The organism is Corallococcus sp. RDP092CA, from assembly GCF_041903675.1.
Taxonomy (GTDB): domain Bacteria; phylum Myxococcota; class Myxococcia; order Myxococcales; family Myxococcaceae; genus Corallococcus.
Genome location: NZ_JAYESI010000025.1, coordinates 42,391 through 65,179, shown reverse-complemented (window position 1 = coordinate 65,179; position 22,789 = coordinate 42,391). Strand labels below are relative to the sequence as shown.

The window sequence follows — 22,789 nt, the reverse complement described above, 5'->3', positions numbered from 1 at the left end:
GGGGCGACTCAGGAGCGGGTGCGGTGGGTGCTGACGAAGTCCGCGAGCGCCCGAACGCTGGCGAAGTGGCGGCGGTTCTCCTTGGAGTCGCTCGCCAGCGCGACGCCATAGGACTTCTGCAGCGCGAGGCCGAGCTCCAGGGCGTCAATGGAGTCCAGCCCCAGCCCCTCGACGAACAGCGGCGCCGCCGGATCGATGTCGTCCGGCGTGACGTCCTCGAGGTTCAACGTCTCGATGACCAGACGTTTGATCTCCTGCTCAAGCTCCAACATGTCCCTGGCTCCCCCTTCGAAAGTGGTCGTGCAGGCGGGTGGTGAGCTGGCGCGCGGCCCTGGCCGCCTCGCCCGCGTCCACGTCCTCGGACGACACATGGATGTCATCCTCCACGCGGATGACGTAGTGCATGGCCTTCTCCGGCACCCGCCACCAGGGCACGCCCTTGGCGAGGCCCCGGGGCACGCAGCGGATGATGACCGGCGTGATGTCACACGGGCCCCGCACCGCGATGTTGGCGGCGCCGCGCTGAAGCTGCATGGTCCCGTCGAGCGGCGTGCGCGAGCCCTCCGGGAAGATGATGAGGTTGTTGCCGGCCTTCACGGACGCGATGCAGTCCTGGACGAGCCCGGGCCCGGAGTCGTTGCACTGGTAGCGCGCCGCGCGGATGGGGCCGCGCGTGAAGGGGTTGTTCGCCAGGCTCGCCTTCACCACGCAGTCCGCGTTGGGGACCAGCGAGATGAGGAACACCACGTCGATGAGCGACGGGTGGTTGGCCAGGATGAGCAGCCCGGAGCGCGACAGCTTCTCCACGCCCTCCAGCTCGTAGGTGAGCACGCCCAGGAAGCGCATGTACCCGATGAAGAAGCGGAACGTGTGGTGCACCGCGAGCCGCGCCAGCCGCTGCTGCCGCTCCGGGTCGCGCACGAAGAGCGCGAGCAGCGGGAAGTAGAGGAGGCGCAGCGCCAGGCCCCCCAGCCCGAAGGTGGCGAAGGACAGCCCGGTGGCGAAGATGCGCCACGGCCGGTCGAGCCGCTCAAGCATGGCGCGCCCACCGCCAGCGGCGGCCGCCCGTCGCGTGCTCCCACCGGGAGGCGCCGGAGACGAGGAAGCGCAGGGCGCGGAGGTCCACCGGGAGGTCCGCTGCGTCCGGGCTCGCGTCCGGGGCGCTGGCCGCGCAGTCCAGGTGGATGGCGTCCGCGCCGGTGCTGGCCGAGAGGAGACAGGCCCATGCATGGGGAAACGCCACGTCCCGGGAGAAGTGTTCCCACGGCGCGGGCACGGGCTCGTCGTAGACGACCACCATCACGCGGGGGGCGCCGTCGGACAGCAGGCCGCACGCCTCCGTGAACGCCGCCTCCACCGTCTCCTCCCCCGCGGCGACGGCGGCGTACGCGGACGTGTCCCCGCGCGCGATGGAGTAGAGCGCGCCGATGGCGTTGTGCACCGACAGGCTGAAGGAGGTGGGCGACAGCGGCTCCGCGCGCGCCAGCTGGGTGAGCAGCTCCACCGAGCGCCCGAGGTCGCCATACCGCGACGCGAAGACGACGGGCGCGTCCGGCGCGTCCACGTGCGCGTCATAGGCGGCCTGGAGCGCGATGCGACCCAGCCGGTCCACGCGGCGACGCATCATCGCCGGCATCGCCGCGAGCGCGGGCGTGCCTTCGGCGGGGAGCGCGTGCGGAGTCGCGAGCCACGTTTCCCAGGAAGAAGGGTGGATGAGCCCGGGGGCCCACGCGGCCCAGCGCTGTACGGAGAATCCCATCATGGTGACGGAGAGGCCCCAGGCGCCCCCAAAGACAACCTTTACCAAAGCATCCACAGGGTGACAATTGGGCGGACTCCCCAGGCGGGGCGGGCGCCAGGAGCTCGCCGCTCCGCCTGCTCGGCGGCTTCCACAACTCCCTGTTCTTGCTGGTGGACGACGCAACACGGCCTCGGCCTTCACGTTCTTGCAGGTTTGTCCAGGGGAGCGGCGCGCCGGGGCGTGAGAAACCCGGCGAGTCATCTGAAATGGGCGGTGGAGGCGGGGTGCGCCCGCGTGCTGCGAGACGCGTCCACGGGCGCGCGTATTCACGCGGCGCGCGCGGGTCGCGCGTGCTTCAGGGCTCGGCGGGGAAGAGCGCGCGCAGCTCGCGGAGCGTGCGGGGGCTGGCGCCGCGCGGGCCGGTGACCCAGATGCGCTCGGGCTCGAGCGCGAGCTCGCGCCAGGACACGGCGCCGCCGTCCGGCAGCAGCACCTCGCCGTCCAGCCGCACCACCGAGTGGCGCCGCGACACCGCCTCCAGCCCGAACAGGAGCCGCTCCACGTCGGACCAGCGCGCAGGGGCGAACAGCAGGTCCAGGTCCGACAGCGGCCGGACGAAGGGCACGCCCGAGCGGTGCTGCCACGCCAGCGAGCCGAAGACGCCCACCGTCAGGTCCAGCGCGGCGCCCAGGGCGATGACGTCGTCCAGGGCGGGCCCCCAGGCCGCGGGGGCCGTGGCGCGCGCCTCCTGCGCCGTGGGCGGGGGCAGGCGGCGCTCCACGGCGGCCAGGGCCACGTGCAGCGACAGGTGGCGGTGGCGGCGGTCGGGCAGGGTGAGCCCCAGCCGCAGCGCGTCCTCCGGGTCCTCCAGCTCCTGGCGGGCGACGGCGAAGGGCCGGCCCTGCTCCCGCCACGCCGTCACCTGCTCGAGCACGTCCGGGGCCAGCGGGGAACGCAGGGCCTCCGCCCAGCCGGCGCGCAGGTATACCCAGTCGTGCCGAACCGGACGCTCACCGTCCATCAGCGTGCATCTCCCGGGGCCGGATGAACCGAGGACCTCACCCGCTGATTCATTACCCGGATTCGCGCGTCCGGTGGGGCGCAACCTGCACGACGCGCCGCGGGAGGCCCGCACCTCGTCAATCTCCCCGGAAAACCGGGTGGGAGCCCGGCGCACGCATCAGGGCTTCCCCGGATGGCTTTTCGCGGCGGGCTAGCGGGGCTTCTGGAGGATGGGGCTCGCGGCGCTCACGTGCTGGCGGCGCATGTCGATGAGGATGTCGTAGTTGCGCGGCTCGGGGGCGACGGGGCCGGCGGCGAAGCGGTAGAGGCCGCTCACGTCGCGCTCGCGGGGGAAGCGCTCCTTCACCAGGGCCTTGAGCATCTCCTTGGCCACCCACTCCGCGTCCACGGAGACGGAGCCGAACTCGTCCAGGTAGTGGAAGGGCGCGGTGGAGTCCGCCTGCTTCGCGGTGAGGACGAAGACGCGCGGCTTGCGGTCCGGGACGACGAGGCTCGCGCCCCGCTCCATCACCGCCAGCTCCCGGCCCTGGGGCAGGGCGAACAGCTCCAGCGACTGCTCGTGCGCGAGGAAGGCGCTGAAGGCCACGAACACGGTGAGCAGGCCCGTGGCCACGCGCGGGCCGTGCTTCGGCCAGATGGTGCCCAGGTTCACCAGCGACGCGGCGAAGAACACGGCCCACACGCCGGTGAGCGCGTTGAGCGTGCGGTAGGTGGGCCACCGCTCCCCGGCGAGGAAGCTCACCGAGTACGCCGCGCCCGACAGCGTCACCAGCGCCAGGAGCCAGCGCCCCACGCCGCCCAGCCCGGAGCGGCGCCCCTCCACCGCGACGCCCACGCCCAGCAGCGTCAGCGTCAGCGCCACCATGGCCCAGTAGCCGTCCATGTCGCCCACCGGCGCCTCGTTGAGCGCCGACAGCGCGAGCGCGTTGGGGAACACGTGCGTGAGCGCCCAGACGGTCTTGTCCACCCAGTGCTTCTCGAAGGTGAGCCGGGGCGAGGGCGGGAAGACGCCCGCCTTGAACAGCACCTGCGTGACGGCGTACGCGAGCGCCAGGCCCGCGCCCATCACCAGCAGGTGCTTGAGCATCCAGCGCGCGGTGTCCTTCAGCGACACGTCGCGGTGCACCACCAGCGACGCCGCCAGCAGCACCGCGGAGAACAGCCCGCTCACCTGATAGATGAGCGTCGCGGTGGCCATGGCCCCCACCGCGGCCAGCGCGGAGGGCCACCGCACGGGCGCGGACGCTCCGGGCGGGCCCATGGCGCGGCGGGCGAGGGTGAACGCGCCCAGGCCCAGCATCAGCGCCACCGCCTGCGGCCAGCAGATGCTCCAGTTGGCGATGACCTGCGCGGACGGCGTCACCGTGAGGAACCCCGCCAGCAGCGCGGCGGAGCCCGGCCGCCAGCCCTCCCTGCGCAGCAGCAGGAACACCGCCGCCGCGAGCACGCCCAGCCCGGCGACGCCCAGCAGGCGCAGCCCCATCAGCCCGTCGATGCCGCCCGCCGCCTTCGCGGACGCCTCCAGCATCCAGCCGTAGAGCGGCCGGCCCTGCGAGGCGCAGACGCGGAGGATCTTCCCCGGCTCCTCGCGCGCCTCGCGGAGGATGGCGTAGTCATCCCGCAGGCCATACCGGTGGATGATCGCGCTCCAATAGATGAGCCAGGGGAGCAGGAGCAGCAGGGCCACGGCGCCGGGAACCACCAGCGCGCGCGGCGTGGGACGCTTCGTCAACGAAGGGGCCATCAGGGTTGACGCAACGTAGCAGAGGCCTCCCCACGACTCTCGGAGGAACCGGGACACGGCAGCGTTCCAGTCAGGTTGAGAAGGGCGGGGCTCCAACCACTTGCGGGTCCTCACCGAACTCCGGGCCTCGGGGCGCTCTCACGACGGTGAGCACGGGCCGCGCGTCCGACAGGGACGGGGTGAAGAGCGAGGGCTGGTCGGGGTCCGCGAACACGGTGGCGAAGTCCTCCGGCGTGAGGCCCCGCGCGAGCCGGGCCGCGAACGAGTCCTTGAGCAGGCGCACGTAATATTCGACGTCGTAGTCGCGCGCGTCATCGTCCGTGGGGGCACCCCGGGCGGGGCGGGAGGCGGGCTCGCCGTCCTCGGCGTCCGCGTCCGGGAGCAGGCCCGCGCGGCCGCCCGTGGCGCGGTAGATGCGCACGCGCTCGCCCAGGGCCCAGTGCTCGCGGCCGTTCGAGAGCAGGGCTTCGTACGGCAGCTCCTTTCGCTGCTTGCGCGTGGCCAGGTACTGCGAGGGGGACTTGGTCAGCCGCACCTGCGCGGAGACCTCGAAGGTGGGCACCTGCCGCCGGCGCAGCGCCATCACCGCGTCCACGTAGGTGTCGCGCACGGCGCGCACGTCCCCTGCGAGCAGGTGCTGGAGGGCGCGGCGCAGGAAGGCTTCTCCGTAGGGCTCCGCGCGGCTGGAGCGGAAGGCCACGCCGCGCAAGAGGAGCGGGCCGTGGTACGGCTGGAGCGCGTAGTTCTTGGGCTCGTGCGACAGCATGGCGGCGTAGCGCCCGTCGAACTCCAGCTTCACGCGCGGCGGCAGCAGGCTGGCGACCTCGGACACCACGCGGCGCTCGTCGGCCTCCGTCCAGTCCTCCGGCACCGCGAAGTAGACGCCGTCCGTGTCCGCCTCCAGCAGCGTCACGCCCCGGTGCGCCAGCTCGCGGCACATCAGGCCCAGCAGCTCGCGTCCGCGCCGCGTCACCTCGTTGGCGGCGTGCACGTCCGAGAAGCGGGTGAGGCCCACCGCGCCCAGGTAGCCGTAGGCGGAGTTGATGAGGATCTTCATCGCCGCGGAGACCGCCTCGTGCGTGTGGCGCTCCTGCGAGCCGGGCGGGGCCCTCTTCGCCTGGGCCTTCGCGTCCAGGCGCTGATCCACCAGCCGGTCCACCAGCGCGAGCAGCGCGTTCAGCCGGTCGCGCCTGGGGCCGATGCGGTACTGGCGCATGAGCGACGGGTAGAGGCTGGCCACGTCCGCCTTCACGATGTGGCGCGCGACGCCGGTGGCGAACAGGTGCAGCGCCGCGCCGCTGTGGGACGTGCCGTCGCCGGATTCATGGGCCGGCAGCGCCGCGCCCGAGCGCAGGTAGGCGCGCACCAGCAGCGGATCCAGCACGCCCGTCGCCGGGCCCGCGTCCGCCAGCCGCTCGTAGCGCCTGGGGGCCATGCGCGCGAGCGCGAACGCCGCTCCGCCCAGCAGGTGCGCCAGGCCCGCGGCCTCCGTCACGTCCTCGCGCGCGTAGCGGCGCACGCGCTCGGGGTCCTTCAGGAAGACCTCGTGCACGCGCGCGCCGGGGATGAGCTCGCGGTCCGGCCCGGACAGGCCCAGGTGCCGCGCCACCGCCTTGAGGCCGTGGCCGGGCAGGTCCCGGGCGGCGAAGTCGTGGCGGCGCACGGCGTCCAGCGTGTCGATGAACTCGCGGCCGGGCACGGTGTAGCGCGCGCGGCGCATGGCGTCCGCGTCCCGGCCTCCGGGCCCCCGGTTCAGCGCGGCGCCCCTCGCGGACGGGCGGTGGCGCAGGCCCGGCAGCCCCGCCCGGCCCAGCGCGAGCGGCACGTTCAGCCGCTTCGCGCGCTGGTCCAGGAAGGGCAGGTCGAAGCCGTGCAGGTTGTGGTTCTCCACCACGTCCGGGTCGGCCTCGCGGACGCGCGCGACGAGGCGGCGCAAGAGGTCCGCCTCGCCCGCGTCGCCGTCCGCCGTCACCTCCAGCGTCTCCGCGCGGCCGCCCGGGTCCCTCAGCGCGACGAGGAAGATGCGGTCCTTCGATGGATCCAGCCCGGTGGTCTCCAGGTCGAACTGGAGCCGGCGCAGGTCGTCGAAGCCCAGGTCGCGGAAGTACGTGCGGCCGGTGGCCACCAGGTACTGCTCCTCCGGAGGCAGCACCAGCGCGGCGGCCGGGCCCAGGTCGCGCAGGTGGCCCACGCGCTGGTCCAGCCGCTTCGACGCGCCCTTGAGCACCGCGGATGCGAGCGCGCGGCCGTCGTCCGCGCTGACCAGGAACCGCAGCGCGCCGGGGCCCTCCAGCTCCCGGTACGTCACCACACCCGGCGCGGGCGACGGGCCCTCGGGCCTGAGCGCGTTCCCCAGGTGCTCCAGGTCCTGGAGCGACGCGAGCAGCACCCACGGGCGGTACCGCGCGTCCTCGCGCAGGCGCGCGTGCGTGCCCGGCTGCCGCTTCCAGATGAAGGCGCGCCCGTCCGGCTCCGCCCAGACGGACACGATGCCCGGCGTGGGGTCCCAGCCCCACAACCACTCGTCCTCCAGCGGATGGGGCGGCGGGACCATGGGTGGGGGCTCAGGGGGCGGGAGGTGCTTCGCGCGGGCACTGCTCCGGCCGCTCTTAGGCGCGCGGGCGCCCGCTTCGCAAGGGTGGGCGGACAGGAGCGGCGGGGCGCTGTCGGAAGGGCTTCGCATCGCGGGGGCCTGCTGTCAGCTTGAGGCCCCTGGCTGACAGCGGTATGTCAGGATTCACCATCATGCAGCGCACCGAGCGACTCTTCGCACTCGCGGAGTACCTGAGAGGCCGCCGCACGGGCGTCACCGCGGAGGTCCTGGCGGAGCGCTTCAGCGTGACGGTGCGGACCATCTACCGGGACCTGGACGCGCTGCGCGCCGCGGCGCTGCCGGTGGGCGCGGAGCGGGGCCGGGGCGGCGGCTACGCGCTGGACCGGGGCTACAGCCTGCCGCCGGTGAACTTCACCGCGCGCGAGGCGGCGCTGGTGGTGGCGCTGGGGCGCTTCGCCATCGACATGCGGCTGTTGCCCTTCACGGGGACGCTGGAGTCGGCGCTGGACAAGGTGCGCGCGGCGCTGTCCACGTCCGCGCAGCGGGAGCTGCTGGCGCGGCTGCGCGAGCTGACGTTCCTGGGCGTGCCGTCGCTGCCCACGCGCAAGCCCGTGCGCGAGGCACTGGAGCGCGCGTGGTTCGAGCGGCAGCCGCTGCGCATCACCTACGTGGACGGCAACTTCCTGGAGACGGTGCGCGAGGTGCGCATCGAGTCCGTGGTGATGGACCGGCACGAGACGCGGCTGGACGCGGTGGACCTCGCGTCAGGCGAGCGGCGCCACTTCCGGTTGGACCGCATCACCCGGGCGGAGGTGGTGGGCGCCTGAAGCGCCCAGGCGGGGCGCGGACGGCTTCAACGGCAATGGCGGCGCGGATGAAGGCGGAGGCAGCGGCGGTGGCCTCATCCCGGGGACGTCGACCGTGACGGAGCCGACGGCGGGCTCCATGCCGCAGACCGTGGCGCCCGAGCCTGAGCGGGTGCTGACGCACCGAGCCCCGGGCGGTCGGGGAGCCATCGCTGGGCGCGCGAAGTGGCGGCGCAGGAAGCTGCCCTTGCGGCGCAGCTTCTCCGGCGTGTCCGCCTTGCCCCTCACGCCGGGCTTGAGGTTCGCGCCCTCCTTCTCGTGGAGCCACTCGCGGCCCGCCGCCGTGAGGCCGCCCTTCGGGTCCTTCAGGCGCCGCGTGGGCGTGACGTTCTGTCGAGTGGCGGAGCGGGTCGGCATCGGGCGTGCTCCTCGGTGACGGTGGTGAGGCGCTCCGCCGGAGAGGTAGGTCGTGCGGTCCGCGTCGGCATGGCAGGCCGCCTGCCTTCCGCGGCGTGGGCTTCGCCTCCGGAGGCACGCGCGCAGCCTCCAGCGCACGCGCGGCCGGTGCTGGTTCGCATGCAGCCGCGAGCCCTCCAGCTCCACCGTGGGCAGCCCGCCGTGGCCGTGCGAGCGCCACGCTCCGGAGACCTCCGCGGCGCTCGTCTTCCGCCACGGCGCGCGCGGCGCGCAGGCCCACGTGGACGAGGCGCACGGCCTGGCCCAGGCCCCTCCACTCCCCGACGCCCTGGCCGCGACTGGAGCGGGGCGCCGTGGGCCGTGCGCTATAAACCTCCCGCGGGGGTAGGGGTGGCCTGCCCGCTGCTGGGAGACATCATGGGTGGAGTCGCTCGGAAGTTGGGATGGGTGGCCCTGGCGCTGGCGGGGGCCTTCTGCCTGGGCGTGATCGCGCTGCACCGGGGCGAGTCCATCAGCGCCATCTGGCTGGTGGTCGCCTCGGTCGCGGTCTTCATGTTGGGCTATCGCTTCTACGGCCGGTTCATCGCGGAGAAGGCGCTCCAGGTGGACCCCACGCGCGCCACCCCCGCAGAGCGCCGCAACGACGGCCTGGACTACGTGCCCACGGACCGCTGGGTCGTGTTCGGTCACCACTTCGCCGCCATCGCGGGCGCGGGACCCCTGGTCGGTCCGGTGCTGGCCGCGCAGATGGGCTACCTGCCCGGCACGCTGTGGATCCTCGCGGGCGTGGTGGTGGCTGGCGCGGTGCAGGACTTCGTGACGCTGTTCCTGTCCGTGCGCCGCGACGGCAAGTCGCTGGGCGACATGGTGCGCATGGAGCTGGGGCCCGCGGCGGGCGTCACGGCCATGGTGGGCGTGCTGATGATCATGATGATCATCCTCGCGGTGCTGGCGCTGGTGGTGGTGAAGGCGCTGACGCACAGCCCCTGGGGCACCTTCACCGTGGCGATGACCATCCCCATCGCGGTGGCCATGGGCCTGTACCTGCGCTACGTGCGGCCCGGCAAGGTGCTGGAGGTGTCCATCGTCGGCTTCGTGCTGCTGATGCTCAGCATCTGGCTGGGCGGTCAGGTCTCCGAGTCCGCCACCTGGGGCCCCCTGTTCACCTTCGACAGCCGCACGCTGGCGTGGCTGCTCATCGGCTACGGGTTCTGCGCGGCGGTGCTGCCGGTGTGGCTGCTGCTCGCGCCGCGCGACTACCTGTCCACCTTCCTCAAGATTGGCACCGTGCTGCTGCTGGCGGTGGGCATCGTGCTGGCGGCGCCGCACATGCGCATGCCCGCGGTGACCCGGTTCGTGGACGGCTCCGGGCCGGTGTTCTCCGGCGGCCTGTTCCCGTTCCTCTTCATCACCATCGCGTGCGGCGCGGTGTCCGGGTGGCACTCGCTCATCGCGTCCGGCACCACGCCGAAGATGCTGGCCACGGAAGGGGACGCGCGGCTCGTGGGCTACGGCGCCATGCTGATGGAGGCCTTCGTGGCCATCATGGCGCTCATCGCCGCGACGGTGCTGGAGCCGGGCGTCTACTTCGCGATGAACTCGCCCGCGGCGCTCATCGGCTCGGACGCGGTGAAGGCGGCGGCGACGCTCAGCCAGTGGGGCTTCGTCATCACGCCGGAGGTGCTGGAGCAGACGGCGCGCGACATCGGTGAGACGACCATCCTGTCCCGCGCGGGCGGCGCGCCCACCCTGGCGGTGGGCATGGCGCAGATCCTCCACGGGCTGGTGTCCGGGCAGGGGATGATGGCCTTCTGGTACCACTACGCCATCCTCTTCGAGGCCCTCTTCATCCTCACCACCGTGGACGCCGGCACGCGCGTGGGGCGCTTCATGATTCAGGAGCTGGCGGGCCTGGTGTACGCGCCGCTCAAGCGCACCGAGTCCTGGGGCGCGAACCTGCTGGCCACGGGGCTGTGCGTGGCCGCCTGGGGCTACTTCCTCTACCAGGGCGTGGTGGATCCGCTGGGCGGTATCAACACGCTGTGGCCGCTGTTCGGCATCGCCAACCAGATGCTCGCCGCGGTGGCGCTGACGCTGGGCTGCGTGACGCTGGTGAAGATGAAGCGCGAGCGCTACGTCTGGGTGCCCGGCATCCCCGCCGCGTGGCTGGTCCTGTGCACCCTCACCGCCGGCTTCCAGAAGGTCTTCGGTGGCGACGTGCGCGTGAGCTTCGTGGCCCACGCGCGGGTCTTCTCCCAGGCGGTGGCGGAGGGGCGCGTCATCGCCCCGGCGAAGTCCGTGGAGGAGATGGAGGCCATCATCCGCAATGACTCCCTGGATGCGGGCCTCACCGTGTTCTTCATGATCGTCGTGGTGGCGACGGTGCTCTTCGGCGTGCGCGCCGCGCTCCGGGCCCGCCGCGCGCCGGTGCCCACCTCGCACGAGACGCCCTACGTGGCCACCGCCTTCCCGGTGAAGCCATGAGGCGCGCGCTCACGCAGGCGCTCCAGCACGGCTGGCGCCAGGCCGTGCGCACCGCGCGGTCGATGATTGGCGTGCCGGACTACGACACCTATGTCGCCCACATGCGTCAGCACCATCCCGACCGCGCGGTGATGACCTATGCCGAGTTCTTCAACGACCGCCTCCAGGCCCGCTATCGCGCTGGAGGCGGCCGGTGCTGCTGAAGCGGCGCGCAGGCTGAGCGCACGGCTCACGTGAGGGGCTGGGACCTCGGACCGGCTTGCTGCCAGTCCTTGGCTTCCCTGCGCGGCTCGGGAGCGGCCCGCCACCCTGGCAGCGTCAGCCGCGTGCGCTCGATGAACTTGCGGGCGTGAGACCGTGCTTCGGTCCGCCCGTCGTCAGCGCCCCTGGGCGCCCTGCGCCTTCGCGATGGCTTCCCGCAGCTTCGCGGCCAGCACCTGGAGGTGGGGGGGCTTGAGGAAGGAGTAGTGGTCCCCGGGCACCGTGTGCGCGTCCAGCCCGCCGGGCGCGTAGGGGGCCCAGCCGTGGTCCCAGCGCGAGCCCTCCGCCTCGAAGACCGTGAAGGGGCCGGTGGTCGGCGGCGGTTCGTAGACCCAGCCCGCGTTCAGGTGGACCTCGAACGCGTGGCGCAGGTGACGCAGCGACTGCTCCTCGGCGAACAGCGGCTGGCTGGCCGCCTCCAGCACCTCCATCCACCGGCCCGGCGAGAGGCCTTCGTTCGGCGGCAGCGGCTGCCCTGACGCGCGCAGCAGGTCCTCCAGGAACAGCGCGCTCAGCCTCGCCTTCGCGTTCAGGTCGTCCGGATTGCCGAAGTGCAGGCTCGCGGAGGAGTCGAGCAGCGCGAGCAGCGCGACCGTCTCCCCCTCGCGCCGCAGCTGGTGGGCCATCTCCCACGCCACGTTGCCTCCCAGGGACCAGCCGCCCAGGAGGTACGGGCCGTGTGGCTGGACCTCCCGCACCGCGCGCACGTACAGGGCCGCCATCTCCGGGATGGAGTCACACGGTGGCGCCTCGCCGTCGAGGCCCCGGGCCTGGAGCCCGTAGAACGGCTGCTCCGGTCCCAGCGCCCGGGCCAGCTCCGCGTAGGGCACGATGTTGCCCCCCACCGCGTGGACGCAGAAGAAGGGACGCATGCCCTCGTGGCCGTTCTGGAGCGCGACCCTCGGCGTCCAGGGCGCCGCGTCCCGGAGCAGGCCCGCGAGGTGCTCCACGGTGGTGTTCTGGAAGAGCGCCGCCACCGGAACCGTCCGGCCCAACCGCGCGAGGATGGCCGACTGCACGCGCAGCGTCAGCAGCGAGTGCCCGCCCAGCTCGAAGAAGTTGTCGCGCACGCCAATGGGATGCACGCCCAGCACCTCCTCCCAGATGCGCACGAGCTGGAGCTCCAGGGGCGTCCGGGGACCCACCAGCGTTCGCGTGGGCTCGCGGCCTCCCTCCGGCGCGGGCAGCGCCTTGCGGTTCACCTTGCCGGAGGGCATCAGCGGGAACCGCTCCATCGCCACCCAGTGCGCGGGCACCATGTATTCCGGCAGCCGCTGCTGGAGGAAGCTCCGCAGCGCGCCGACGTCCGGGGACTTCCCGCCGGTGCCCACCACCCAGGCCACCAGCCGCTTCTGGCCGCCGCCGTCGTCCCTCGCGTCGACGATGCAGCCGCGCACCGACGGGTGCTGCGCCAGCGCGGCTTCAAGCTCGCCCAGCTCGATGCGGAAGCCGCGCACCTTCACCTGCGCGTCGCGCCGGCCGAGGAACTCCAGCGTGCCGTCTGGCAGATACCGGGCCCAGTCTCCCGTGCGGTACAGCCGCCCTCCCGGCGTGGGGCTGTGCGGATCCGGGAGGAAGCGGTCGGCGGTGAGGCCGGGCTGGTCCAGATAGCCACGGCCGACCTGGACACCGCCCACGTACAGCTCGCCCGTGACGCCCCGGGGCACCGGCTGGAGGTTCGCGTCCAGCACGTGCACGGCCACGTTGGGCAGGGGCCGGCCGATGGAGGGCAGCGCCGGCCACGCGTCGGCGTCGCCCTTCAGGGAGAGCGACGTCACCGCGTGCGCTTCGGACGGGCCATAGTGGTTGTGCAGCACCGCGCCCGTGCGCTTCATGAAGCGGCGGAGCGCCGGGGTCATGCGCAGGGACTCGCCCGCCACCATGAGCTCCCGGACGCGGGTGGGGAAGGTGCCTTCGCGCTCGGCCACCTCCGCGAGGTTCTGGAGCGCGACGAAGGGCATGAAGAACCGCTCGATGTCCGCGCCCTTCAACAGGGCCAGCAGCTGGCTGGCGTCGCGGCGGTGCTCCTCGGTGAGGAGCACCAGCTCACCGCCCGCGGCCCAGGTCGCGAAGAGCTCCTGGAAGGACACGTCGAAGCTCAGCGCGGAGAACTGGAGCGTCCGCGCCTTGGGCGCCACGGAGTCCCCCAGCTGCCAGTGCAGCAGGTTCACCAGCGCCTCGTGGTGCATCGCGATGCCCTTGGGCGTCCCCGTGGAGCCGGAGGTGAAGATGACGTAGGCGAGCGCCTGTGCGGCGCCCCGGGGCTCGGGCCGCGCGTCGGGTTCGCGGGCCAGGACGTCCGCCCGCGCGTCCAGCTCCAACACCCGCGCCGCGCCGGTCCCCAGCACGTCGCGCAGCTCGCGCGAGGTGAGCAGCACCGCCGCGCCCGAGGTCTGGAGCATCGCGGCGAGCCGCTCCGGTGGATAGGCCGGATCGAGCGGCACGTAGGCGCCTCCCGCCTTGAGCGTGCCCAGCACCGCCACGGGCAGGTCCAGCGAGCGTCGCAGGTGGATGCCCACGCGGACGTCCGTCCCCACGCCGAGCTTGCGCAGGTGATGCGCGAGCTGGTTCGCGCGCCGCTCCAGCTCCCCGTAGGTGAGCGTCGCCGCCCCGAAGCGCACCGCGACGGCGTCGGGTGTGCGCGCGGCGGTGGCCTCGAAGAACGCGTGGATGTTCGGCACGGCGGGAAAGGCCGCTGGCTGGAGCGCCCACGCCGCCAGCTGTCGCCGCTCCGCGTCCGCGAGCAGGGGCAGGGTGCGCAGGGGCGCGTCCGGCGCCGCGAGCGCGCCTTCGAGCAGCCGTGCGTAGTGGTCCGCGAACCGCGCCACCGTGGCCTCATCGAAGAGGGCGGTGTTGTACTCCCAGAGCGTCCCCCAGCCCTCCGGCGTCTCGCGCACGAAGAGGGTGAGGTCGAACTTCGCCATGCCCGGCTCGAAGGTCAGGGGGCTGACGCGGAGGCCGGGCAGCTCCCAGGCCGCGCCCCCGCTCTGGAAGACGAACATCACCTGGAACAGCGGCGAGCGGCCCGGGTCGCGCGTGGGGACCAGCGCGTCCACGAGCTGCTCGAAGGGCATGTCCTGATGGGCATACGCGCCCAGGCAGGACTCCCGCACGCGGCCCAGGAGCGTGCGGAAGCTCTCCGCGCCGGAGGCGTCCACGCGCAGGGCCAGGGTGTTGGTGAAGAAGCCGATGAGGTTCTCCACCTCGCGCTGGCCACGCCCCGCGATGGGCGTGCCGACGACGAGGTCGTCCTGGCCGCTGTGCCGCGCGAGCAGGGCGTAGAAGCCCGCGAGCAGCAACATGAACGGAGTGACGCCCGCGTCGCGCGCCAGCGAGTGCACGGCGGCGGGGAGTGAGGCGGGCAGGGGGCCCGGAAGCTGGAGGCCCTGGTACGTCTGCACGGAGGGGCGCGGCCGATCCGTGGGCAGCTCCAGGAGCGGCGGCGCGCCGTCCAGGTGCTGTCTCCACCACGCGCGCTGGGCCTCCAGGGGCTCCCCCGCCATCACCTGGCGCTGCCACCCGGCGAAGTCCGGGAACTGCACGGGCAGCGGCGGCAGGTCCAGCGGCTCGCCCTGGTGGCGCGCCGTGTAGAGGGCCTTCAGCTCGCGCACCAGGATGTTGATGGACCCGAAGTCACACACGATGTGGTGCATCGTGAGCAGCAGCGCGTGCCGCTCCGGCGCCATGCGGAGCAGCGTGGCGCGCACCATGGGCCCCCGCTCCAGGTCGAAGGGCTTCCGCGCCTCCGCCTCCGCGCGAGCGCGCAGCAGCGCGTCCCCGTCCAGGGACTCCAGGTCGAGCCTGAACGGCCGGTGCTCCACGACGTGCTGCATCGGCTGGCCCGCGTCCTCGCTGAACGTGAGCCGCAGGACGTCGTGCCGTTGGATGAGCGCGTCCAGCGCGCCCTCCAGCGCCAGGACGTCCAGCGGCCCGTCGAGGTGGAAGAAGAAGGGCACGTTGTATGCGCTGCCCTCGGGCTCCAGCCGCGCGAGGAACCACAGCCGCTGCTGCGCGAAGGACAGCGGCCGCGGCTTGTCCCGCGACACCGCGACGATGGGCGGCACCGGCGCGCCGGGGCCTCCCTTCTGGAGGGCCTCCAGGCGCTGCGCGAACCGGGCCACCGTCGGGGCCTCCAGGAGGAGGCGCAGGGGCACGTCCCGCTGGAGCACGTCCCGCAGCCGCGACACCACCCGCGTGGCGAGGAGCGAGTGGCCGCCCAGCTCGAAGAAGTGGTCGTGCGCTCCCACGCGGGGCACGCCCAGCAGCGGCGCCCACACCTCCGCCACCAGCGCCTCCCAGCCCTCGCGCGGCGCCACGTAGGACTCCGCGCCCGCCTGGGTGTCCGGCGCGGGCAGGGCCTTGCGGTCCACCTTCCCCGACGGAGACAGCGGCATCCGCTCCAGCTTCACGAAGGCGGAGGGCACCAGGTGCGCCGGCAGCCGCGCGTTCAGGTGGGCCCGCAGCCCGCCCGGGTCCACGCGCGCGCCGACCACGTAGGCCACGAGCCGCTTGTCGCCGGGAGCGTCCTCGCGCACGACGACGCCCGCGTCCTCCACGCCCGGCGAGGCCTTGAGCGCGGCCTCGACCTCGCCCGGCTCGATGCGGAAGCCGCGCACCTTCACCTGGGAGTCGGTCCGGCCCAGGAAGTCGAGGACCCCGTCCGGCCGCCACCGCACCCGGTCTCCCGTGCGGTACAGCCGCGCGCCCGGCGTCGCGCTGAACGGGTGCGGCACGAAGCGCTCCGCGGTCTGCGCGGGCTGGTGCAGGTAGCCCCACGCGAGCCCGTCGCCGCCCAGGTACAGCTCCCCCGCCACGCCCACCGGCACCGGGGCGCCCAGCGCGTCCAGCACGTAGGCCTGCGTGTTCGTGATGGGCCGGCCGATGGGCACGGGGCGCCCGTCGTCCACCGTTCCCTCCAGCGGGTGGGCGGTGGAGTAGGTGGAGTTCTCCGTGGGGCCATAGACGTTGATGACCTCCCGGCCCGCCTCGCGCACCTGTCGCGCGGCCAGGAGGGACATCGCCTCGCCGCCCGTCATCACCTGTCGCGGGCGCGCGAGCGCCCGGGGCTGGAACATGGCCATCTGGTTGAAGAGGGCCGTGGTGATGAACAGCGTGGTGATGCCCTGGTGCTCCAGCACCCCGGCCAGCTCCTCCAGCGAGGGCGGATGCGGCGGGAGGACCACGAGCTTCGCGCCGTGCAGGAGCGCGCCCCACAGCTCCAGCGTCGACGCGTCGAAGGAGATGGGCGCCAGCTGGAGGAGGACCTCCTCCGGGCCGAAGCGCGCGTAGGTCGCCCCCTTCACCAGCCGCACCACGCCCCGGTGCGGGATGCACACGCCCTTGGGCCGGCCGGTGCTGCCGGACGTGTACATGACATACGCCAGCGCATCCGCGGGCACGGTGACGCGCGGCGCCCGAGTGGACTCGCGCGCGAACGCGTCCCACGAGGGCTCCAGCGTCACGACGCGCGCCTCCAGCGCCGCGAGCTTCGCCTCCTGGCCGGGCTGGGCCAGCAGCACCGGCAGGCGCGTGTCCCGGGCCATGAAGAGGAGGCGCTCGGTGGGGTAGGCCGGATCCAACGGGACGTAGGCCCCTCCCGCCTTGAGGATGGCCAGCGTGGCCACGACCATCTCCAGCGAGCGCCCGGTGCACAGGCCCACCGGCGTGCCCACGTCCACGCCCAGCGCGCGCAGGTGGTGCGCGAGCTGGTTCGCGCGCGCGTCGAGCGCTCCATACGTCAGCCGCCGGTCCTCGAACTCCACCGCGATGGCCTGGGGCGCCCTCCGGGCCTGCGCCTCGAAGAGCGCGGGCAGCGACGCCTCGCGCGGATAGTCGCCGTGGGTGTCGTTCCAGGTGAACAGCAGCCGGTGGCGCTCCTCGTCGGTGAGCAGCGGGAGCCTGGCCACGGGCTCGTCCAGCCGCGCGGCGGCGGCCGCGAGCAGGCGCGTGTAGTGCTCGGCCATGCGCGCGACGGTCGCTTCCTCGAAGAGCGCGGTGTTGTACTCCCAGGTGAAGCCCAGGCCCTCGGAGGAGGGCTGGGCGAAGAGGGTGAGGTCGAACTTCGCCATCCCCGTCTCGACGTCCAGCGGCGTCACCGACACGTCCGGCAGGGCGCCCGCGGCGGGACCTCCGGCGTTCTGGAGCACGAACATCACCTGGAACAGCGGCGCGCGGCTGGGGTCGCGCTCGGACTGGAGCACACGCACCAGCTGCTCGAAGGGCATGTCCTGGTGGGCGAAGGACTCCAGCGTGAGGTCGCGCACTCGCCCCACGAGCTCGCGGAAGCTCGTGCCCGGGCGCGCGGTGATGCGCAGGGGCACCGTGTTGATGAAGAAGCCGACCAGCCCCTCCAGCTCCTGGCGCTCGCGGCCCGCGAGGGGCGCCCCGATGACGACGTCGTCCTGGCCGCTGTAGCGGGCGAGCAGGGCGTGGAAGCCCGCCAGGAGCAGCATGAAGGGGGTGGCGCCCTCCTGCTGGGCCAGCGCCTCCAGGGCCCTCGACAGCGCGGGGGAGGCCCTCCGGGACAGGTGCGCGCCCTCGAAGGTCTGCACCGCCGGGCGCGGCCGGTCCGTGGGCAGGTCGAGGAAGGCCGGCGCGTCCTGGAGCCGGTCCTTCCACCACCCGAGCCGGGCCTCCAGCGCCGCGCCGGCCCACTCCCGCCGCTGCCAGCGCGCGAAGTCCGCGGGCTGGAGGGGCAGGGGCGGGAGCGCCGCCGCGGCGCCGCCGGTGGCCTCGCGGTAGAGCGCCGTCAGCTCGCGCTCGAACACGCCGAGGGACCAGCCGTCGCAGATGATGTGGTGGAACGTGACGAGCAGGGCGTGCTCTCCGTCCCGCACGTGCACCAGCGTCGCGCGCACGAGCGGCCCCCGCGCCAGGTCGAAGGGACGACGCACCTCCGCCTCCGCGCGCCGCGACAGCTCGGCCTCCGAGGACACGCGCTCGCGCCGCAGCGGCACGTCCAGCGCCGGGGCGATGCGCTGCGCCGGCTGCCCCTGGTGCTCCACGAAGGTGGTGCGCAGCGCCTCGTGACGCTGGACGAGCGCCTGGAGGCTCCGCTCCAACGCGCCGTCATCCAGCGGCCCGCTCCAGCGCGTGAACCAGGGCAGGTTGTACGAGAACCCGTCCGGATCCATCCGGGTGAGGAACCACAGCCGCGCCTGCGCCGAGGACAGCGGCGGCACCTCGTCGCGCGGGCGCGGCGCGAGCGCCGGCTCCTGCCCGTCCGCCTTCGCCGTCAGCGAGGCCAGGTGGGCGGCCAGCTCCTCCACGGTGGGGTGCTCGAACAGGGCGCGGACGGGCAGCTCCACCCGGAGCCGGTCGCGCAGCCGCGCGGTGACCTGGGTCGCCAGCAGGGAGTGGCCGCCCCGCTCGAAGAAGTGGTCGTGCGCGCCCACGCGCGGCAGGCGCAGGAGCGCGGCGAAGACCTCCGCCACCTCCGTCTCCAGGGGCGTGCGCGGGGCCACGAAGGCCTGGGCCGCGTCCGCGTCGTCGTCCGGAGCGGGCAGGGCACGCCGGTCCAGCTTGCCGCTGGGGGTGAGGGGGAACGCCTCCAGCAGCACGAAGGCCGCGGGCACCATGTACTCCGGCAGCCGGTCGCGGAGCGGCGCCTTGAGCCCGCCCGCGTCCACGTCCGCGCCGGGCTGGGGCACCACGTAGGCCACCAGGTGCTTGCCGCGCGCCGCGTCCTCCCGCGCGACCACGGCGACGTCCTTCACGCCCGGCAGCTTCGCCACCGCCGCCTCCACTTCCGGCAGCTCGATGCGGTAGCCGCGGAGCTTCACCTGCGCGTCGCGCCGCCCCAGGAACTCCAGCGTCCCGTCCGCCAGGTACCGCGCGAAGTCGCCCGTGCGGTACATCCGCGCGCCCGGCCGCGGACTCAGCGGATCCGGCAGGAAGCGCTCCGCCGTGAGGTCCGGCCGGTGCAGGTAGCCGCGCGCCAGCCCCGCGCCGCCGATGTAGAGCTCACCCGCGACGCCCACGGGCACCGGCTCCCACCGGGCATCCAGCAGGTACGTGCGCGCGTTGGTGATGGTGCGGCCGATGGGCGGCAGGTCCGGCCACGCGTCCGGGTCCCCCTTCAGCGCGTGGGCCGAGGCCGCGTGCGTCTCCGTGGGGCCGTAGTGGTTGTCCAGCACGCACCCGTCCAGCGCGTGGAGCAGCCGCCGCAGCGCGGGCGTCATCCGGAGCTGCTCGCCCGCGGTGTTGATCTCCTGGAGCGACGTGGGCAGCAGCCCCTCCGCGTCCGCCACCTCCGCCAGGTGCTGCAAGGCGACGAAGGGGAGGAAGATGCGCTCCACGCCCTGGTCGCGCATCAACGTGAGCAGGGCCCGGCCGTCACGCCGGGTGTCCTCCGACACGAGCACCAGCTCCCCGCCCGCGGCGAACGTGGGCAGCATCTCCTGGAAGCACACGTCGAAGCTCAGCGCGGAGAACTGGAGCGTGCGTCCCCGGGGCGCGGCGGAGCGGCGCACCTGCCACTGGATGAGGTTGAAGAGGGGGCGGTGCGGCATCGCCACGCCCTTGGGCACGCCCGTGGAGCCGGACGTGAAGATGACGTAGGCCAGCGTGTCCGGTCCGCCCGCGGGCTCCGGCGCGGTGTCCGGCGTGGACAGGTCGTCCTCCAGGAACAGCCGCTCCGCGCCGCCCTCCGGCAGCCCCGACGCCAGGGAGCGCCGCGTGACGAGCACCTTCGCGCGCGACGTCTCCAGCATCAGCGCCAGCCGCTCCGGCGGATAGGCTGGATCCAGCGGGCAGTAGGCCGCCCCCGCCTTGAGGATGCCCAGCATGCCCACCGCCAGCTCCAGCGAGCGGTCCACGCACAGCCCCACCGCCGTGTCCGGCGTCACGCCGCGCTGGCGCAGCGCGTGGGCCACGCGGTTGGCGCGCCGGTCCAGCTCCGCGTAGGTGAGGCGCTCCTCTCCGAAGCGCACCGCGATGGCGTCCGGGCTCCTGCGCACGCTCGCCTCGAAGAGCGCGTGCACGCCAGGGTGCACCGGCACGTCCGCGCCGGTGTCGTTCCAGTCCACCACCGCGCGCTCCCGCTCGCGCGCGGTCAGCAGCGGCAGCGCGGACACCGGGACCTCGGGCCGCGCGACGGCGCCCTCCAGCAGGCGCGCGTAGTGCGCGGCCATGCGGGCCACCGTCGCCTCGTCGAAGAGGTCGGCGTTGTACTCCCAGCGCGCCTCCAGGCCGCTGGGGTCGTCGTAGAGGAAGAGGGTGAGGTCGAAGCGCGCGACGCCGGGCTCGAAGTCCAGCTCCGTCACGGTGAGGCCGGGCCACTTCAGCGCGGCCCACGGCGAGCTCACGTGCACGAACATCACCTGGAACAGCGGCGAACGGCTGGGGTCGCGCTGGGGCACCAGCAGGTCCACCAGCTGCTCGAAGGGCATGTCCGGGTGCGCGTACGCGCCCAGGCACACGTCGCGCACGCGGCCCAGGAGCGCGAGGAACGTCGGGTCGCCGGACGTGTCCAGCCGCAGCGCCAGCGTGTTGGCGAAGAAGCCGATGAGCCGCTCCACCTCCCGCCGCCCGCGCCCCGCCACGGGCGTGCCCACCACCAGGTCCTCCTGGCCGCTGTAGCGGGACAGCAGCACCTGGAACGCCGCCAGCAGCGCCATGTACGGCGTGACGGCCGCCTTGCGGCTCAGCTCGCGGATGCCCGTGGCCAGGGTCGGTGGCATGGGCAGGCGGTGCACCGCGCCCCGGGACGTCTGCCGTGGCGGGCGAGGCCGGTCCGTGGGCAGCTCCAGCGCGGGTGGCGCTCCCTCAAGCCGCGCCTTCCACCACGCGCGCTCGGCCTCCAGGAGGTCGCCCGTGAGCGCCTGCCGCTGCCAGTGCGCGAAGTCCGCGTACTGCGCCGGAAGCTCCGGCACCCGGGGCGCCTCGTCCCGCGTGAAGGCGGTGTAGAGCGCGCTCAGCTCACTGGCCATCCACCCCAGCGACACCGCGTCGCAGACGATGTGGTGCGTGACGAAGAGCAGCGCGTGCTCGTCCGGAGACAGCCGCACCAGCGTGGCCCGCACCAGCGGCCCGCGCTCCAGGTCGAACGGCGCGCGCGCCTCCGCCTCCGCGCGCCCGCGCAGGGCCTGCTCCCGGCCGGTCAGGTCCTCCCGCCGGAGCCCCAGCGTCAGCGCGGGGGCGATGCGCTGCACCGGCTGGCCGTCCACGGCGGTGAACGTGGTGCGCAGCGACTCGTGCCGGTCCACGACCGCCTGGAGGGCCCGCTCCAGCGCGCCCGCGTCCAGGGCTCCCGAGAGCCGCACGAAGAAGTACACGTTGTACGTGGCGCTCGTGCCCTCCATCTGCGCCAGGAACCACAGGCGCTGCTGCATGAAGGACAGCGGCAGCGCCTCCGTCCTGGGGACGAGGGGGAGCGGGAGGCGCTTCTTGCCCGGGGCAACCGGCGAGGAGGTCGTCATCGTGTGATTCCCTCAGGTCTCGTAGGCGGCGAAGCCGCGCGAGCGCAGCGTGCGCAGCAGGACGGTGAAGAGGAGGAACCCGAACGCCGCGCCCCCCATGACGGCGCGGACCCCCAGCCGGTCCGCGAGCGCGCCCTGCGACCACACGCCCACCGTGAAGCCGACGAAGAGCAGCATGGAGTTGAGGCTGGAGATGCGCGCCTGGAGCTCCCCGGACACCCGCGCCTGGCACACCGTGGCCAGCCCCGTGAGCGTCAGCATGTAGAGCGACCCGAGCAGCAGCACCGCCACCGTCGCGAACCCCAGCGTCGGGGACAGCCAGTACGCCGCCGCCACCGGGCCGATGAGCAGCAGGCTCACCTCCAACAGCCGCCCGCGCCCCAGCCGGTCCGCCAGCGCGCCCGCGCCCAGCGCCGCCAGCAGCGCGCCCGTGCCCTGCGCCGTCACCAGCATGGACGTGGCGCCCGCGTCCTGACCGAACACCCGGATGGCCATCACCGGGGCCAGCGCCGTGAACGGGGCGATGCAGACGGCGATGGCCAGCGTCCCGCCCATGGCCATGAGCAGCGCTTCATCCGCCCGCGCCACCTGGAGGCCCCGCGCGATGCCCGCCCACAGCCCCTCCGGCGACGCGGGCTTCGCTGCGGCCGGAGCCCCGCGCACGCCCAGGAGCGCCAGCAGCACCGCGGCGAAGGACAGCGTGTTGAGCAGCAGCACCCAGCCGAGGTCCGCGTGCGCGATGAGCAGCGCCGCCAGCGCGGGGCCGCAGATGCGCCCCAGGTTGGCCTGGGCCGAGTTGAGGCTGAGCGCGCTGTGCAGGTCCTCCTTCGGCACCGACACGGCGATGAGCGCGGAGAACGCGGGCATGAACAGCGTCACCGCGCAGCCGTTGAGGAAGGAGATGACCGCCACCCACCGCACCGTCAGCTCCCCGGTGAAGGCCAGCGCCGCCAGCGTCCCCGCGAGCGCCATCTGCACCAGCGCGCCCAACGCCACCGCGCGCCGCCGGTCGAACCGGTCCCCCAGCGCGCCGCCCAGCGGCGACAGCAGGATGGACGGCAGCCACGTCAGCGCCGCCACGCCGCCCGTCCACTCCGCCCGGCCCGTGACCTTCGTCACGTACACGCCCAGCGCCAGCACCTCCATCCACGTGCCGATGTTGGACAGCGCCGCGCCCACCCAGAGGAAGGCGAAGTCGCGGTGCTTCAGCGCGCGCAGCGAGGACAGCCGGGACGAGGAAGGCGTGGACACACTCGCTTTCTAATTCACCGAGAGCGACGGGTGTTCACGGACTTCTGATTTAGATTGTCTATATGGAATTGCGGTGGAAACGTGCAGTGC

12 protein-coding genes are annotated in these 22,789 nt (G+C 73.5%); 3 read left to right on the top strand and 9 right to left on the bottom strand.

Annotated elements, in window-relative coordinates:
• Positions 1-8 precede the first annotated feature (8 nt).
• The 6 genes from U8525_RS24635 to U8525_RS24610 form a co-directional block, all read right to left on the bottom strand.
• On the bottom strand, positions 9-272 hold the full coding sequence (locus U8525_RS24635) for a phosphopantetheine-binding protein (protein ID WP_374268755.1): 264 nt from the start codon (positions 270-272) through the stop codon (positions 9-11).
• Positions 259-1,038 (bottom strand): lysophospholipid acyltransferase family protein, encoded by a 780-nt coding sequence (locus U8525_RS24630; protein ID WP_374268754.1) that lies wholly within the window; start codon positions 1,036-1,038, stop codon positions 259-261. Before U8525_RS24630 ends, U8525_RS24635 begins: the two co-directional genes overlap by 14 nt.
• Positions 1,031-1,762 carry a beta-ketoacyl synthase chain length factor gene (locus tag U8525_RS24625; protein WP_374268753.1) on the bottom strand — a complete coding sequence of 244 codons (732 nt, stop codon included), beginning with the start codon at positions 1,760-1,762 and terminating at the stop codon, positions 1,031-1,033. The genes U8525_RS24630 and U8525_RS24625 overlap by 8 nt, the downstream gene beginning before the upstream one ends.
• Positions 1,763-2,096: 334 nt before the next feature.
• Entirely contained in the window at positions 2,097-2,762 is a 666-nt protein-coding gene (gene mdcG, locus U8525_RS24620) for a malonate decarboxylase holo-[acyl-carrier-protein] synthase (protein ID WP_374268752.1), read from the bottom strand.
• 192 nt (positions 2,763-2,954) lie between these two features.
• Positions 2,955-4,496, bottom strand: a complete 1,542-nt coding sequence (locus U8525_RS24615) for a hypothetical protein (RefSeq protein ID WP_374268751.1) — start codon at positions 4,494-4,496, stop codon at positions 2,955-2,957.
• An 82-nt stretch (positions 4,497-4,578) separates the two neighbouring features.
• Positions 4,579-7,062 carry a ribonuclease H-like domain-containing protein gene (locus U8525_RS24610; RefSeq protein WP_374268749.1) on the bottom strand — a complete coding sequence of 828 codons (2,484 nt, stop codon included), beginning with the start codon at positions 7,060-7,062 and terminating at the stop codon, positions 4,579-4,581.
• Between the two features lie 191 nt (positions 7,063-7,253).
• On the opposite strand from U8525_RS24610, the gene U8525_RS24605 reads away from it, so the two are divergent.
• A complete protein-coding gene (locus U8525_RS24605) occupies positions 7,254-7,889 on the top strand; it encodes a helix-turn-helix transcriptional regulator (protein ID WP_374268748.1) in 636 nt (211 codons plus the stop codon).
• Here U8525_RS24605 and U8525_RS24600 read toward each other — a convergent pair.
• Positions 7,827-8,285, bottom strand: a complete 459-nt coding sequence (locus U8525_RS24600; RefSeq protein WP_374268747.1) for a DUF6321 domain-containing protein — start codon at positions 8,283-8,285, stop codon at positions 7,827-7,829. The genes U8525_RS24605 and U8525_RS24600 overlap by 63 nt on opposite strands.
• A 417-nt stretch (positions 8,286-8,702) precedes the next feature.
• Between U8525_RS24600 and U8525_RS24595 the strand changes: the two genes are divergently transcribed.
• Together U8525_RS24595 and U8525_RS24590 are read left to right on the top strand one after the other, a co-directional pair.
• Entirely contained in the window at positions 8,703-10,769 is a 2,067-nt protein-coding gene (locus U8525_RS24595) for a carbon starvation CstA family protein (protein ID WP_374268746.1), read from the top strand.
• Positions 10,766-10,972 carry a YbdD/YjiX family protein gene (locus U8525_RS24590; protein ID WP_374268745.1) on the top strand — a complete coding sequence of 69 codons (207 nt, stop codon included), beginning with the start codon at positions 10,766-10,768 and terminating at the stop codon, positions 10,970-10,972. The genes U8525_RS24595 and U8525_RS24590 overlap by 4 nt, the downstream gene beginning before the upstream one ends.
• 174 nt (positions 10,973-11,146) lie before the next feature.
• On the opposite strand, the gene U8525_RS24585 is transcribed toward U8525_RS24590, so the two are convergent.
• Together U8525_RS24585 and U8525_RS24580 are read right to left on the bottom strand one after the other, a co-directional pair.
• The gene (locus tag U8525_RS24585) at positions 11,147-21,448 is read right to left on the bottom strand and encodes an amino acid adenylation domain-containing protein (RefSeq protein WP_374268744.1); all 10,302 of its coding nucleotides are present in this window, start codon (positions 21,446-21,448) and stop codon (positions 11,147-11,149) included.
• Between the two features lie 12 nt (positions 21,449-21,460).
• Complete coding sequence (locus U8525_RS24580) at positions 21,461-22,699, bottom strand: MFS transporter (protein ID WP_374268743.1); 1,239 nt, start codon at positions 22,697-22,699, stop codon at positions 21,461-21,463.
• Between the last annotated feature and the right edge of the window lie 90 nt (positions 22,700-22,789).